This window comes from Lysinibacillus sp. NPDC094403 (assembly GCF_050278745.1).
Classification (GTDB): Bacteria; Bacillota; Bacilli; order Bacillales_A; family Planococcaceae; genus Lysinibacillus.
In genome coordinates, this window is the sequence record NZ_JBNNTL010000013.1 from 18,706 (window position 1) to 33,373 (window position 14,668).

Below are 14,668 nucleotides of genomic sequence, written 5' to 3' on the forward strand. Positions count from 1 at the left end.
AAGCAAGCAGATTCTTTAAAATTTTCTCTCAAATCAAACTTGTAAGGATAACCCTTTTACTCCTACTTCGTATCTACATTAGCTAAATGGTCAGAACCTGTTGGATGTGCAATATAGTTTGTAACTTTAGTGTTAGCAGCTAAAATTGGAGTAGAGTGAGCAAGTGGAACCCATGGCGCATCTTTAGAGATGATCTCTTGTGCTTGCTTGTAAAATTCATTACGCTTGTCCTCATTAATTTCAGTTTGTGCAGCCACTAAAAGTTTGTGTAATTCTTTATTGTCATAGAATGTATAGTTGTTGGAACCGATGTTATCCCCATCTAATAAAGTATAAAGGAAGTTATCAGCATCTCCGTTATCACCTGTCCAACCAAGTAAGAACGCATCTGCTTCACCATTTTGCGCTTTTTCTAAATACGTAGCCCATTCAAAAGATACAATTTCAGATTTGATTCCAACATCATCTAAATTCTTTTGGATCGCTTCTGCAATTTTTTTGCCATCTGGCATATACGGACGTGGCACAGGCATAGCCCATAGTTGAATTTTTTTACCATCATAGCCAGCCTCAGCTAATAATGCTTTAGCTTTTTCTGGATCGTACTCATAGCCTTTAATGTCATCGTTGTATCCTGAAATTACTGGAGGCATAGGATTTTTCGCTGGCTCCGCTAAGCCTTCATAGAATGCATCTACTAATGCTTTTTTATCGATTGCATAATTTACTGCTTGACGAACTTTTACATTATCGAATGGTGGACGTGTTACTGTTAATCCAAGATAACCAACATTCATAGATGGGCGTTCGATTAATTGTAATTGTGAGTTTGATTCAATGGAAGCTTTATCAGATGGACTTAAGCCATCCGCTACATCAACTTCACCGTTAGTTAATGCATTTAAGCGTGTAGAGTTTTCTGGAATTGATTTATAAATTACTTTATCTAATTTCGGTAAACCATCAATATAGTAATCTGGGTTTTTCTCAATAGTAATTGCATCATTACGTACCCAGCTCACAAATTTGAATGGACCCGTACCTACTGGATTTGTAGATAATCCTTCTTCATCTGCTTCAAAAGCTTTTGGAGAAGCAATTGCAAAAGGAGACATCGCTAAATTTTTTAGGAATGGTGCCTGTGGCTGGCTAAGCTTGAATACAACAGTATAATCATCTTTAGCAGTTACCGATTCAATCACTTGCTTGCCACCTACTACAAATTGGGAGCTGTAATAAGGGTGTTTATCAGCACCAGCTTTCCAACGCTCAAAATTTTTAACAACACCTTCTGCATTGAAATCAGTGCCATCATGGAACTTTACACCTTCTTGCAACTGGAATGTGTATGTTAATCCATCTTCTGATGGCTCCCATGATTTCGCTAAACCTGGTTGAATTGTTACATCTCGCTCACCGAAATTAACCAGTGTTTCATATATATTTGCTGTAACCGTGAATGATTCACCATCAGTTACAACTGCAGGGTCTAGTGCTACTGAATCACCACCACGACCATAAACTAATGTTTTTGGTCCGCCACTGCTAGCTGTATCGCCACCACTTGAAGTATCTTTACTACCCGTATCCTTAGTATCTGAGCTACCACAAGCAGCTAAGATTGTCGAGAGAACAAGGATAAGCATTACACCCAAAGTCCAAAGCTTCTTTTTCTTCATTGAATTTCCCCCTAAATTTTTTTATATCATTGAATGTTGGATTGCATCATAAAGATGGCAAGCAACATAATGACCCGGTTTCACTTCTTGCAATTTCGGAACTACTTGAGAACATTCTTCATTTTTAAATGGACATCTCGTATGGAAAGTGCACCCGCTTGGCGGATTCGAAGCACTTGGAATATCTCCAGAAATAATGAGCTGTTCACGTTCAAACGCAGGATCTGGAACAGGTACCGAGGATAGCAGTGCCTGTGTATATGGGTGAAGTGGCTCAGCATATAAATCCTCGCTTGCTGTTAACTCCACTATTTTCCCTAAATACATCACACCTACACGATTACTAATATGGCGTACAACCCCTAAATCGTGGGAGATAAAAATATAAGTTAGCTTTAATTCCTTTTGTAGGTTTTGCAATAAATTCAAAACTTGAGCCTGTATTGACACATCAAGTGCAGAGACAGGCTCGTCCGCAATAATTAAACGCGGATTCGTCATCAGAGCACGAGCAATACCGATACGCTGTCTTTGACCACCACTAAATTGATGCGGGTAACGTTTCACATGATATTCATTTAACCCAACAATTTCGAGAAGCTCTAAGACCTTCTGTTTCCGTTCCTTTGCATTGCCCATTCCATGAACAATAAGAGGCTCCTCCAATATTTTTCCAATATTATGCCTAGGATTAAGAGAGGCATAAGGATCTTGGAAAATCATTTGAATATCTCTACGGGCTTTGCGCATTTCATTGTTCGATAATTCCGAAATCATTTTACCTGCGAATTCAATTTTTCCCTCTGTTGGTTCAAGCAATCGCATTAAAAGTCGACCAGTCGTTGATTTTCCACATCCAGACTCACCTACAATGCCTAATGTTTCTCCTTCAAAAACTTCAAAGGAAACATCATCCACTGCCTTTACATCTCCAACCTGTGTATTTAAGACGCCCTTCCGAATGGGGAAATATTTTTTCAAACCATCAACTTTCAACAACACTTTCGACATGTTGCTCCACCTCCTGTTTCTCTAGTAAAAAACATCTCGATTTATGCTGCTCTGTTGCTTCATATAAAGGTGGTGTTTCTTGTACACAACGGTCCATTGCAAATTCGCAACGCGCTGCAAAACGACATCCTGCCTGAATACTTCCCGGCTTTGGTACACTGCCTGGTATTGAGTATAGGTTGTCCTTTTTATAACGCATATCTGGTACAGATTTAATAAGTCCCTGTGTATAAGGATGCTTCGGATTAGCGAATATCTCCTGAATAGGTGCCTCTTCTACAATCTGGCCTGCATACATCACAATAACCCGCTCGCATGTTTCTGCTACAACGCCTAAATCATGTGTAATTAATAAAACAGCTGTATTTAAACGTTTATTTAAATCTTTCATAAGCTGCAAGATTTGAGCTTGAATCGTAACATCTAGTGCAGTAGTCGGCTCATCAGCAATCAATACCTTCGGATCACAGACAAGCGCCATTGCAATCATGACCCGTTGTCGCATTCCCCCAGATAGCTGATGTGGATAATCTTTTAATAATTCCTCTGCACGTGGCAAACCTACAAGTTTCATAATTTCAATTACCCTTGCAAAGGCTTCTTTTTTCGACCATTTTGGATTATGAATTAAAATCGCTTCTTTTAGCTGATCCCCAATTGTAAACAAAGGATTTAAGGATGTCATAGGCTCCTGAAAAATCATCGCCACATCTTTTCCACGAATTTTCTGCATTTGTTTATCAGATAATGTTACGAGATTTTTGCCATCTAACAGTATTTCTCCACCCGTTATTTTTCCTGGTGGTGACGGTATTAATCCCATAATGGACAGTGATGTAACACTTTTTCCACTTCCCGATTCCCCTACAATCCCTAATATTTCCCCCTCATGAACAGAAAAGTCGATATCATCTACGGCAGGAATTTGTCCATCATCTGTAAAAAAGGTTGTCTTTAAACCCTTTATTTCTAGCAGCTTTTTTCTCATGATTAATCGCTCCCTCCCACCCATATTTTTATTTAGCCGAAATAACCGTCGCTCTATTCTCTATTTTCAGATAATTCTAACCAATAAATCTCTCTCTTTCAATCATTATTATTCTGCAATTAACATAGATTTTCTACATTGTTCGAGTTTCATACTAATAATGTCTTATTAATTGATAATATTATATAAATAAGATAAAAAAATAGCCTTCCATTTATGTTAAACGGAAGGCTATTTATAGATTATTCATCACCAAAAGATGGGGATGACATGACGCTTTCGCTATTTATTGCCTCAAAGCGCCCAGTCGGAACGGAAATCAACCCCACGTTATGGTGATTAGTCAGATTTTTTCTATTTAGGGTATATCAATCTAAATGTTGCACCTGGAATAAATTAAAGTAAGTCCCCTCTTTTTGCATTAATTGCTCGTGCGTACCACTTTCAATTAATTGTCCATGATCGATAACAATAATTTTATCTGCATGTGTAATCGTAGAGAGTCGGTGAGCAATTATAATGGTCGTACGTTCATGTGCAAGTACATCCAATGATTCTTGAATAAGAGCCTCACTTTCTAAATCCAATGCAGAGGTTGCTTCATCTAGTATTAAAATAGGAGGATTTTTCAAAAATACACGAGCGATCGCTACTCGCTGCTTTTGTCCACCTGATAACTTTACACCGCGCTCCCCGACCTTTGTGTCATAGCCATTTGGTAAGCTCATAATAAAATCATGTGCATTTGCTGCTTTTGCCGCAGCTATGACCTCTTCATCAGAAGCATCTGGCTTGCCCATTAAAATATTCTCTTTTACCGAATCACTGAACAAGATATTATCCTGTAGGACGATTCCAATTTGTGAGCGTAAAGAATGTAATGTTACGTCTCGAACATCATATCCATCAATACACACCGCTCCACTAGTAGTGTCATAAAAGCGAGGAATCAAACTAATAATAGTTGATTTTCCTCCACCACTCATCCCTACAAATGCAACTGTCTCTCCAGGTTGTATAGTGAAATTGATATTGTTTAAAATTTGTGAGCCATCTTCTTCATATTGAAAGTTCACATTGTCAAAGCTGACTTCACCTTTTACTCGAGGTAACTCTGACGCATTCGCCTTGTTTTTTATTTCATAGGGTTCGTCCATTAGTTCAAACATTCGATCCATTGATGCGAATGATTGTGTTAACATCGTTGATGAACTTACAAGACGACGGAGTGGACCATAAAGTCGTTCGATATAGGCAATAAAGGCCACCATCGTCCCGACTGAAAGAGGACCATTAATAACCTGATAACCCGCATAAGCAATTACTAGGAGAGGTGCTACATCCGTGATTGTATTCACCACTGCAAAGGATTTAGCATTCCATTTCGTATGATCCAACGCTTTTTCTAAAAATTCTCCATTTGCTTCATCAAATAATTTTTGCTCATGCTTTTCTAGCGTGAAGCTTTTAATAATGCTCATCCCAGCTACACGTTCATGTAAATAACTTTGCACACCCGCAAGTGCTTGTGATCGTTTACGTGTTAAAGATCGAAGTTTACCAAAGAAGTACTTCACACTAAATGCATAGAACGGGAACGCAACTAATGCTACTAGCGTAAGCTTAACATCCATGGCAAACATTATACCAATAGCAATAACAATTGTCGCAAGGTCGAGCCAAACATTCATTAAGCCTGTCATGATAAAGTTTTTTGTTTGTTCCACATCATTAATCACTCTTGAAATAACATCGCCAGCTCTTGTATTTGCATAGTATCTTAAACTTAGTCGCTGTAAATGTGCATATATTTGTTGTCGAATATCGAAAAGCACCTTGTTACTGACATGTTGAGCAAAATATTGACGGTAATACTCAATCGGTGGTCGAATAATAAAGAATACTATGATCGTACCACCTAACCAATAAAACAGTTCTTTTGTCTTCTCTGCATCCGTTAGATTATCTGCAGCGATAATATCATCTAACACAATTTTTATGAGTAATGGAATAAATAACGGAATCGCAAATTTCACTATACCAATTATAATTGTTAAAATAATTTCCCATGTATATGGTTTTACAAATCTCATATAACGCTTTATACTACCCAATTTATTATCACATCCTTATTTAAAAGCCTCGCTCTTATGTACATTAAGCAGATACACCACTTTGCACAAAAAAAGAAACAGACATCCACAAACTGAATGCCCAAACGTATTATAGCAATATTTCGTTCAAAGTACAGTTAATTCAGCTTTAACACTAACTATTTTGCAATTAGATTATTTAAGACATAAAAAAACACCCATTAGTAAAACTAATAGGTGCAACTAACAATCATCTGCTTGCATATCGAGCTGAAACTTATAACGACTTGTCCAGGCATCGATGAAATCAGGTGCAAAAGGTCCTCTTTTTTGTTGAATCCAGCTAATTAATTTATCGACATTACGCTTTAAAATTTTATCTATGACATCTGGATAAGACATTTCCTTACTATGGAGCTCATATTCATCCTCATCTAAGAGTGAATAAGACATATCAGGGAAAACTTTAATGTCTAAATCATAGTCAATATATTTAATGGCATTATTATCGAAAACAAATGGTGAGCTTAGATTACAATAATAATACACACCGTCCTCACGTAGCATGCAAATGATATTAAACCAGTGCTCCGCATGGAAATAACAAATAGAAGGCTCTCTCGTTAGCCACGTTCGACCATCGGATTCTGTCACAAGTGTCCGTTCATTCGCACCGATAATGATATTTTTCGTTCCTTTTAAAACCGTTGTTTCTTGCCAAACACGGTGGATACGGCCATTGTGCTTATAACTATGTATTTGTATCGTTTCTCCTTCTACCGGTATTGCCATTTTTGAAGCCCACCTTTTCGTCTATGCTACCTTAATCTAGCAGTCTCTAGTATATTATAGCAATGTGTACGCGAAAGGTGTAGTTAGAAAACCACAAATTTCCCTGCGCTCTTTTAAGTCTATACAAAATTTCGTTAATTTGAAGCGAATATTATCATAACAACAACCCAATTGGATTTTTTTGCTTGTTCTTATATATTAAATCGGGTTTTTTCTTCTGAATCTGAGCGGTTTTCTTGGCTACCCGAGCAGTTTCCTTATCTTAAAATTCAAAAGGAGCTGTCTTTTTTAATCTTTTCGATTTTAGACAGCTCCTAAGAGGTAAATGCAATTATGCAATTACAAAGTGTTATTCACCAAGATCTTGGTTAGTTTTGTTGAAGTTACCTGAAGCTTGAGTTTTGTTTTGCTCTGCTTTAGCATTTTGCTTTTGCACTTCATTAACGTCTGTTTCATAACCAAATTCTTGACTTTGACGTTGCATGTTTTTATTCGGTTGTAAATTTTGGTTGTTTTGCTTTTTCATTATTCATTCACCTCCACGTTCATTATTGTGTACCGAGGTGAATGCTTTTATGCTCATAAATTTTTATTTAATATATTTTTTTGATTAATCCTTAACTTCTTGCCAAATTTTCAGCATTGGAACGGGCATTGGTAATAATTCTATTTGTTCGCGAGTCAGCCATTTGCCCTTTTCTGCTGAATTACATTTCATAAAATAGCTATTTATATGCCATGTTAAATGTGAAAAAACATGCTTAAATGTTAGTAAATCATGTTGCGATTGAACACATATAGCATAATCATTCTTAAAAGTATCTATTGAATCTTTACTGTGCTCGAGCATTGGAAACTGCCATAGATTAGCTAGTAAACCCTCTTCTGGACGTTGCTCCAATAAAATTCGACCTTTGTCATCTTGACATACAAGCACATCATATGTGATATGCTTCATCTTTACTTTTTTAGATTTAATAGGTAATTTTTCAGGCTCACCTTTATTAAAAGCGGTACAGTATTCGCGAACTGGGCACAATAAGCACTTTGGTGAAGTTGGCGTACAAATAAGTGCACCAAGTTCCATTAAGCCTTGATTGAAGGAAGATGCATTTTCTGGATCTATCAGTTCTTCAACAGCCGCTTCAAAAATCTTCTTAGTCTTTGGAACTGCTATATCATCATAAATATTAAGTACACGACTTAAAACACGCATTACATTGCCATCAACTGCATGTTCGGGCTTACTATAGGCAATACTTAAAATAGCTCCAGCAGTATACGGACCTACACCTTTTAATTTTGAAATCTCATGGCGATTATCGGGTACTACCCCACCGTAGTTTTCTAATACCTCGCGAACACCTGCTTGTAAGTTACGTGCACGGGAATAATAGCCGAGGCCTTCCCAATGCTTCAATAAGTATTCTTGTGGAGCTTCCGCGAGTAATTCTAATGTTGGAAAACTTTCCATGAAACGATTGTAATAAGGAATAACTGTGTCGACACGTGTTTGTTGTAGCATCACTTCCGATACCCAGATTTTATAAGGGTCCGTAGTATGCCTCCAAGGTAAATCACGTTTCTCAACATTAAACCATTCGACTAAAGATTGTCGAAATTCTGTTACATATGGATAATTCACAGTGACCTCCAGCGTCTTTACGATTTTATTTATGGTAAAAAGGGTATACAATTAAGAAAAGATTATCTGTCAAAAACGACAAAAAACGTCATAATTCAATTCAGCACGATTAAGTAAATATCAGGTATTACGGATTATTGAAATATACATGTATGCAAATTGTACTCTATTCTTATGCATACAAGGAGTGGATATTTTTGGATTCAGGCACACATTTCGTTATGGGTATAGCCCTCGGTGGTCTTGCACTAGCTGATCCCGTTGTAGCAGATCATTCTATGACCTTTACCGCAGTAATGGCAGGTACAATTATTGGCTCACAGGCACCAGATGTCGATACTGTTTTAAAACTGCGCAACAACGCAATTTATATTCGACATCATCGTGGGATTACACATTCACTACCAGCAGTAGCTATTTGGCCTCTCTTAATTACAGCGGTTTTAGCAATTATTATTCAAGACGCAAATGTGTTTCATTTATGGCTTTGGACATTTTTAGCTGTAGCACTTCACGTCTTTGTTGATATCTTCAATGCTTATGGTACACAAGCACTTCGACCATTCTCTAGAAGATGGGTTGCACTTGGTGTCATTAATACGTTTGATCCAATTATTTTTACACTACATTGCCTTGGCATTTTACTTTGGGCATTTGGTGCAAATCCAGTTTGGACATTTAGTATCATGTATCTCATTATTATCGTTTACTACATTTTACGATTTGCAGTCCAAAAGGCTGTCAAGAACGCTGTGCATAATACCATTCAGGATGAAGAGCATGTTATTGTAGCTCCTACAATGCGATTCTTCCACTGGCGAATTGCAGCAAAATCCAAAACGCATTATTACGTCGGGCGTGCTTATGGGCGAACTGTTAATATTTATGATAAATTCGAAATAAAATCTTTACCAAAAACGCCTCTTATCGAAATAGCTTTGAAAGATCGCAATCTCGCTGCATTCGTGTCATTCTCACCATTGTATCGTTGGGAAATTTCAGAACTCGATAATGGCTTAACTGAAGTAAGATTAATTGATCTGCGTTACCGTAGTGATAATCGCTATCCTTTCGTAGCTGTCGCTCATTTAAACGATGACAACGAGATTATCACTTCATACACAGGCTGGATTTTTACTGAAGATAAACTTCAGAAAAAATTACAAGTTGGAGCAAGTAATTAAACATCAGTAAACCCTGACCAACATTGGTCAGGGTTTTGTTATTGCACCATATCATCACTAGCATCAAGTAAATGTGCGTATTTGGGATTGCGCCCTGCAAATGCATGCAGTTTATCACCATAGCTGGTAATTAATTGACGCACCAAATTTTCAGTGTAATCAGCACCACGATAGGCGTAGCCAGCTTTTGCAGAAGTTGATTCAAAATCACTCCATAAAAGCTCAATCCAAACTCGTGCACGTCCTACTGACATTTGTGGGTTTTTTGCAAGTAACTCAGCAATTAGTTTCTCAATTTTTTCATCCATTTATTTGCCCACCTTTAGTGGAGATAGCATTGAAACTGGTAAAGCTTCTTGGTATTTTTCGCCTCCTAAGCGATGTCCCCAGGCAAAGCGTCCTTTTAAATAATCCACTTGGAAAAATTCATTTTCAGAGCCGTCAATACGATACATTTCTCCAGGAATTATTGTATCTAAATCTACTAAATAAGCAGCAGCCATTAAAGCCTTACGCTCGTATACTGCGAACTCATTGATGATACCGAGCTGTTCCGCCTTACGTGCCTTTTCCTTTATCATGGCTATTTCTTCACGTAATTCGTGCTCTGACATTGCAGCATAATTTTTTTCGTTCATTCCTCATTCTCCTTCTCTTCTATAAAACGATCTATAACCTCTATAGGAAATCCCTTTTGATAGAGCGCCTGCTTTATTTTCATTTTCAGTTCAAAATCAGTATACTTCGATGAATACTTTTTCCAAACTTTTTCTCCTTGTACATCAAGTAACTGTTGCCATTCATCTTCATCTTGCTCAATCTCTACTTGACTTAGCACATCATCTACAACACTAAAAGAATAACCTTTTCGCATTAAAAAATCTTGAATTTTAGCTTTTATTTGTGTTGGTGTTTTCTTTTTTTCAGATCGAATGACTTTTTCAGCTAATTGTGTCGCAAGCTTTACCTGTTCCTCATGACTATACGTAGAAAGTACCTCATCCTGTAAGCTTTTATCAATTCCCTTTTTCATAAGGTCTTGCCTAATTGCCTTAGGTCCCTTTTTCATCGTAGCTTTTTTCGTATCGAGTAATGCCTTAGAATAAGTTTCATCATTTAAAAAACCATATGATTTGAGCTTTTGTATAGCCTCTAATATAACAGCTTCCCCAAACTCTAATGCGAGAAGCTTTTTTTTGACCTCATGCTCACTGCGCATTTGATAAGACAAAAAATTTAACCCTTTGTTAAAAGCTTTTCGAATCTCATCCTCATAGGCAATTTCCTGAATATCAAATTCCTCAAGCACTTTTCCCTTTGTTAATCCAAATTGAATGAGAATTGCCTCATCTACTGGAAAAGCGTATTCTTCGTTCAAATATATATTATAACGTTCTGGATTGTTTTTTTGACGTGCAATTTTCGTAATAATACGCATTAGTAACACCTCACTATTTACCATTATAACATTTTTCGTGGGTGTTGCTTTTTTCCCTTGGGTATTCTCATGTTCGCGGGTATTTTCCCGTTTCACGCGGGTATTCGCTTCTCTTAAATGGGTAAAGGTCAGCATGTACTACCTACTGTTTTAGAAAAACATCACTTTAAAAGATGCCCTTCAAAATTTATTGTATTAAATTGAGTAGGATAATTTTTTGAAAAATACGCATTCTAATGAAAAAGAAAGGATGCGTTTTTATGTGGAAACAGCATATTGTAGGAGCGGTCATCGCTACTTTTATTATTGCCGCGGCAATTAGCTTTAATCCATTTTCAGCTTCTGGCTCTGAAGAATATAACTGGGGCCTCAAACGAGCGAAAAACGGTGAACCAGCTGAGGCTGGAGCACAGCTTGATCAGCTACTTGAGAAGTATGGCGCTATTTATAAAGGTAAGCCTGATAAAAAAGTTGCTTATTTAACCTTTGATAACGGATATGAAAATGGATTTACGGAAAGCATTTTGGATACATTGAAGAAGGAACACGCACCAGCTACCTTTTTTCTAACAGGTCATTATTTAGAAAGTGCCCCTGATTTAGTAAAACGCATGGTTAAAGATGGACATACTATCGGCAACCATTCATGGGGGCATCCAAATATGGCGAGGCTTACGCCAGAAGGTATGCGTAGTGAATGGAAGAAACTCGATGATAAGTTACGTGAATTGACAGGTATTGAACGTACAACATATGCTCGCCCACCTGAAGGTACATTTAATGCGAAATTATTAGAGGTTGGAAATGCTGCAGGCTATCGTCATATTTTCTGGTCTGTTGCCTTTAAGGATTGGGAAAGGGATGTACGTCGTGGCGCAGATTATGCGTATAATGCACTAATAGAACAGCTACACCCTGGTGCCGTAATATTAATGCATACTGTTGCGCAGGATAACGCTGAAGCTCTTCCTAGGTTTATTGCTGAAGCGAAAAAACAAGGCTATACGTTTTTATCCCTTGACGATTTAGTTTTAGAATATGAAGATTTCCCTGTCGCTTTGCAATCGTCTACTCCTTAGTTATAATGGGGAGATGATATTAAAAGAACAGGGACGTGGAACGCTTGACGCAGCAAACAACAATGGAAGTAGGACAAAAATTTCCTCTAACAATAAAGAGACTTGGTATTAATGGTGAAGGAGTAGGCTTTTATAAACGTAATGTCGTATTCGTAAAGGGCGCTATTCCTGGCGAAGAAATTACAGCACAAGTGACTAAAACACAGCGAAATTTTGCCGAAGCAGAAATATTGAATATACGCAAAGCTTCAAAATATCGTCAGGAAGCTCCTTGCCCAGTTTACAACGAATGTGGCGGCTGTCAGCTTCAACATATGACATATGAAAAACAGCTAATCGAAAAGCGTGATATCGTAGTTCAAGCATTAGAACGTTATGCTAAGCCTTTAGCTAATGCAGTTGAAGTTCGTAAAACTCTAGGGATGGATAACCCATGGAATTATCGTAACAAAAGTCAATATCAAGTACGTAAAGAGGGTAAGCGTGTCTATGCAGGGCTATTTGCAGAAGGTAGCAACAAGTTACTGAACATCAATGACTGCCTTGTCCAACATCCGATTACATCAAAAATCACAGTGGCAACACGTAAAATTTTACAAAAACTAAATATTACGATTTACGATGGTCGTTCTCTTGATGGCTTAGTGCGTACGATTGTTGTACGTACAGGGATTCGTACCGATGAAACGCAAGTCGTGCTCGTAACAACGCGTAAAGAAATTCCACATCTAGCGGAACTCATTGCTCGTATAAAAAAAATCGATCCAAGTATCGTATCGATTGCACAAAATATTAACCGTGAGAAAACATCGCTAATCTTTGGCGATGAAACGATTGTCCTTGATGGTAAGGAAACGATTCACGAGGAGCTTGGCGAATTAGCCTTTGATTTATCAGCTCGCGCATTTTTCCAACTGAACCCAACACAAACCGTTCATCTCTATGATGAAATCAAAAAAGCAGCAGCATTAACAGGCAAAGAAACAGTTGTTGATGCTTACTGCGGTGTTGGAACAATCGGTTTATGGCTGGCTGACAAAGCAAAAGAAGTTCGTGGGATGGATGTTATTCCAGAAAGCATTCAGGATGCACGTAAAAACGCCCGAAACCATGGCTTCAAGCATACAAAATACGCAGTCGGCACAGCAGAAAGTGTTTTAGCCAAATGGCGCAAAGAAGGATTTACTCCAGATGTTATTACAGTTGACCCACCACGCACAGGTCTAGCACCAGAGTTCATCCGCACTGTATTAAAGCTAAAACCTAAGCGCTTTGTCTATACGTCTTGTAATCCTTCAACATTGGCGAAGGATTTAAATGAATTATCGAAGCTTTATGATGTAGAGTATATTCAGCCTGTCGATATGTTTGCACAAACGGCGCAAGTGGAATGCGTTGCAAAGCTTGTGTTGAAGAATAAATAATTTAACTTGTTCATAATGTTTGCACATAAAAATGTACATTACTAAATGTATCTTTCATCAAAAATTAAACAACTATATTTTTAACCCCGTCCTAAATTTAGAACGGGGTTAATGCTTTTTGTAAGTAAGAAATTAGGCTATTTCTTCAAAATGCCAGTCAGTGATCGGTGTATTCTATAATAAATTATAATCTAACCTTAACCTCAGTACCGTCCTTAGCTTTGACATCTACTAGCACGATTCCTTTATAATTTTTCAGTTCCTTAACAATAGGCTTTAGCGTTTTTTTATTTATTAACGGGAAGGTAAAGTCCAGTTTTTTTCTTTCGAAGTGCTCTTTTGTCCATTTGTTTGCATTTTGCTGAAAAAATTTCGAAGACAAAATTGAAATAGCAATGTTTAAAACAGCATATGGAATTGGTAAGGTAAACCGAACGTCTTTTGCTTTCACTTTTACATACATCATAAGCAAATCACTATTCAATGATGACCGAAACGGTATCCCCGTTTGCCGATTTAATATCAACAATTTGACCATCTAATTCGTTTTCGATTGCTTCTATAATAAGGTTTATGTCTATATCTTTAACGTATTGTTCCGCTTGAGGAATACTCGCTGCAATGCTGTGTCCAGCCATTAGTACTACCTTGACAAGCTTTATAGGTAAATTGACCATGACGTTATCGCCTTCGTCTGATACGACACGAATTTTTAAAGTTTTATCTAAATATTTTGCCGGTTTTTCAGAAAGCTTATTATCTGTTTCTTCTTCTTTCTCTTTTAATACTTGAATCAGTTCTGATGCCTTATCTGCATCAATCTTACCTTCTTGAACCATCGCTAACACTCTTGTAATTTCTTCTTTCATGATAATTTCCTCCTTATTCTTCTTTTAAGAGCTTAATGGCTTCTTCTGGTGTGATTTCGCCATTTTCCAACATAGTGACAACTTTTTTCTCGTCTACTTCATTTTTCTTCTTCTGCACATATCCAAGGGATGAAATGATGTCTGTTAGCTTACCTCGAACCGTTGGATACGATATCCCCAGTTCCTTTTCAACCTCTTTGATATTCCCTCTGCATGTTAAAAATACTTCCACAAAATGAAGCTGATCCTTTGATAAGGATGCCAGCTTAGATAATTCAAACTCATTTTCAATCGTCGTATGACAATGAGAGCACTGCAACTTTGTAATTTTCAATGTTTTACTGCAGACAGGACAATTCGTGATTACTTTATAAGCCATAATGTTATCCCTTCCTTTTAGTTGATTTGATTATATAACAAGAAAATAAAAATGTAAATAAATAAAATTAAACATCATTAATACAAA

The 14,668-nt window shown here is 37.3% G+C and carries 16 protein-coding genes; 3 read left to right on the forward strand and 13 right to left on the reverse strand.

Going from position 1 to position 14,668, the window contains the following annotated elements; translation table 11 throughout:
* Positions 1-62 precede the first annotated feature (62 nt).
* The 7 genes from ACQKMV_RS17250 to mutY form a co-directional block, all read right to left on the reverse strand.
* Positions 63-1,679 (reverse strand): ABC transporter substrate-binding protein, encoded by a 1,617-nt coding sequence (locus ACQKMV_RS17250; protein ID WP_427505413.1) that lies wholly within the window; start codon positions 1,677-1,679, stop codon positions 63-65.
* Between the two features lie 21 nt (positions 1,680-1,700).
* Complete coding sequence (locus ACQKMV_RS17255) at positions 1,701-2,690, reverse strand: ABC transporter ATP-binding protein (protein WP_427505415.1); 990 nt, start codon at positions 2,688-2,690, stop codon at positions 1,701-1,703.
* Positions 2,665-3,678: an ABC transporter ATP-binding protein gene (locus ACQKMV_RS17260; RefSeq protein WP_427505416.1), complete on the reverse strand. Its 1,014-nt coding sequence runs from the start codon at positions 3,676-3,678 to the stop codon at positions 2,665-2,667. Before ACQKMV_RS17260 ends, ACQKMV_RS17255 begins: the two co-directional genes overlap by 26 nt.
* A 368-nt stretch (positions 3,679-4,046) precedes the next feature.
* Entirely contained in the window at positions 4,047-5,792 is a 1,746-nt protein-coding gene (locus tag ACQKMV_RS17265) for an ABC transporter ATP-binding protein (protein ID WP_427505418.1), read from the reverse strand.
* A gap of 222 nt (positions 5,793-6,014) precedes the next feature.
* Positions 6,015-6,563 (reverse strand): nucleoside tri-diphosphate phosphatase, encoded by a 549-nt coding sequence (gene ntdP, locus ACQKMV_RS17270; RefSeq protein ID WP_100545160.1) that lies wholly within the window; start codon positions 6,561-6,563, stop codon positions 6,015-6,017.
* Positions 6,564-6,912: 349 nt separating this feature from the next.
* A complete protein-coding gene (locus tag ACQKMV_RS17275) occupies positions 6,913-7,089 on the reverse strand; it encodes a gamma-type small acid-soluble spore protein (RefSeq protein WP_323650745.1) in 177 nt (58 codons plus the stop codon).
* Positions 7,090-7,173: 84 nt separating this feature from the next.
* A complete protein-coding gene (gene mutY, locus ACQKMV_RS17280) occupies positions 7,174-8,208 on the reverse strand; it encodes an A/G-specific adenine glycosylase (protein WP_427505419.1) in 1,035 nt (344 codons plus the stop codon).
* 197 nt (positions 8,209-8,405) lie between these two features.
* Between mutY and ACQKMV_RS17285 the strand changes: the two genes are divergently transcribed.
* The gene (locus ACQKMV_RS17285; RefSeq protein ID WP_427505421.1) at positions 8,406-9,392 is read left to right on the forward strand and encodes a metal-dependent hydrolase; all 987 of its coding nucleotides are present in this window, start codon (positions 8,406-8,408) and stop codon (positions 9,390-9,392) included.
* 38 nt (positions 9,393-9,430) lie between these two features.
* On the opposite strand, the gene ACQKMV_RS17290 is transcribed toward ACQKMV_RS17285, so the two are convergent.
* Genes ACQKMV_RS17290 through recX form a run of 3 tightly spaced genes read right to left on the reverse strand, consistent with a single transcriptional unit; the run spans position 9,431 to position 10,830 of the window.
* The gene (locus tag ACQKMV_RS17290; RefSeq protein WP_427505422.1) at positions 9,431-9,700 is read right to left on the reverse strand and encodes a YfhJ family protein; all 270 of its coding nucleotides are present in this window, start codon (positions 9,698-9,700) and stop codon (positions 9,431-9,433) included.
* On the reverse strand, positions 9,701-10,030 hold the full coding sequence (locus tag ACQKMV_RS17295; RefSeq protein ID WP_427426707.1) for a YfhH family protein: 330 nt from the start codon (positions 10,028-10,030) through the stop codon (positions 9,701-9,703).
* Positions 10,027-10,830 (reverse strand): recombination regulator RecX, encoded by an 804-nt coding sequence (recX, locus tag ACQKMV_RS17300; RefSeq protein ID WP_427505424.1) that lies wholly within the window; start codon positions 10,828-10,830, stop codon positions 10,027-10,029. The genes ACQKMV_RS17295 and recX overlap by 4 nt, the downstream gene beginning before the upstream one ends.
* Before the next feature lie 260 nt (positions 10,831-11,090).
* Here recX and ACQKMV_RS17305 point away from each other — a divergent pair, with 260 nt between their 5' ends.
* Both ACQKMV_RS17305 and rlmD read left to right on the forward strand, forming a co-directional pair.
* On the forward strand, positions 11,091-11,909 hold the full coding sequence (locus ACQKMV_RS17305) for a polysaccharide deacetylase family protein (protein ID WP_427426709.1): 819 nt from the start codon (positions 11,091-11,093) through the stop codon (positions 11,907-11,909).
* A gap of 44 nt (positions 11,910-11,953) precedes the next feature.
* Positions 11,954-13,333, forward strand: a complete 1,380-nt coding sequence (gene rlmD, locus ACQKMV_RS17310) for a 23S rRNA (uracil(1939)-C(5))-methyltransferase RlmD (RefSeq protein WP_427505425.1) — start codon at positions 11,954-11,956, stop codon at positions 13,331-13,333.
* Between the two features lie 184 nt (positions 13,334-13,517).
* Here the strand turns inward: rlmD and ACQKMV_RS17315 are convergent, their stop codons facing one another.
* Genes ACQKMV_RS17315 through ACQKMV_RS17325 form a run of 3 tightly spaced genes read right to left on the reverse strand, consistent with a single transcriptional unit; the run spans position 13,518 to position 14,581 of the window.
* Positions 13,518-13,799 carry a hypothetical protein gene (locus ACQKMV_RS17315; RefSeq protein ID WP_427505426.1) on the reverse strand — a complete coding sequence of 94 codons (282 nt, stop codon included), beginning with the start codon at positions 13,797-13,799 and terminating at the stop codon, positions 13,518-13,520.
* 10 nt (positions 13,800-13,809) lie between these two features.
* Positions 13,810-14,202, reverse strand: a complete 393-nt coding sequence (locus ACQKMV_RS17320; RefSeq protein ID WP_427505428.1) for an SHOCT-like domain-containing protein — start codon at positions 14,200-14,202, stop codon at positions 13,810-13,812.
* Between the two features lie 13 nt (positions 14,203-14,215).
* Positions 14,216-14,581 carry a DUF2089 domain-containing protein gene (locus ACQKMV_RS17325; protein WP_018393054.1) on the reverse strand — a complete coding sequence of 122 codons (366 nt, stop codon included), beginning with the start codon at positions 14,579-14,581 and terminating at the stop codon, positions 14,216-14,218.
* Positions 14,582-14,668 lie beyond the last annotated feature (87 nt).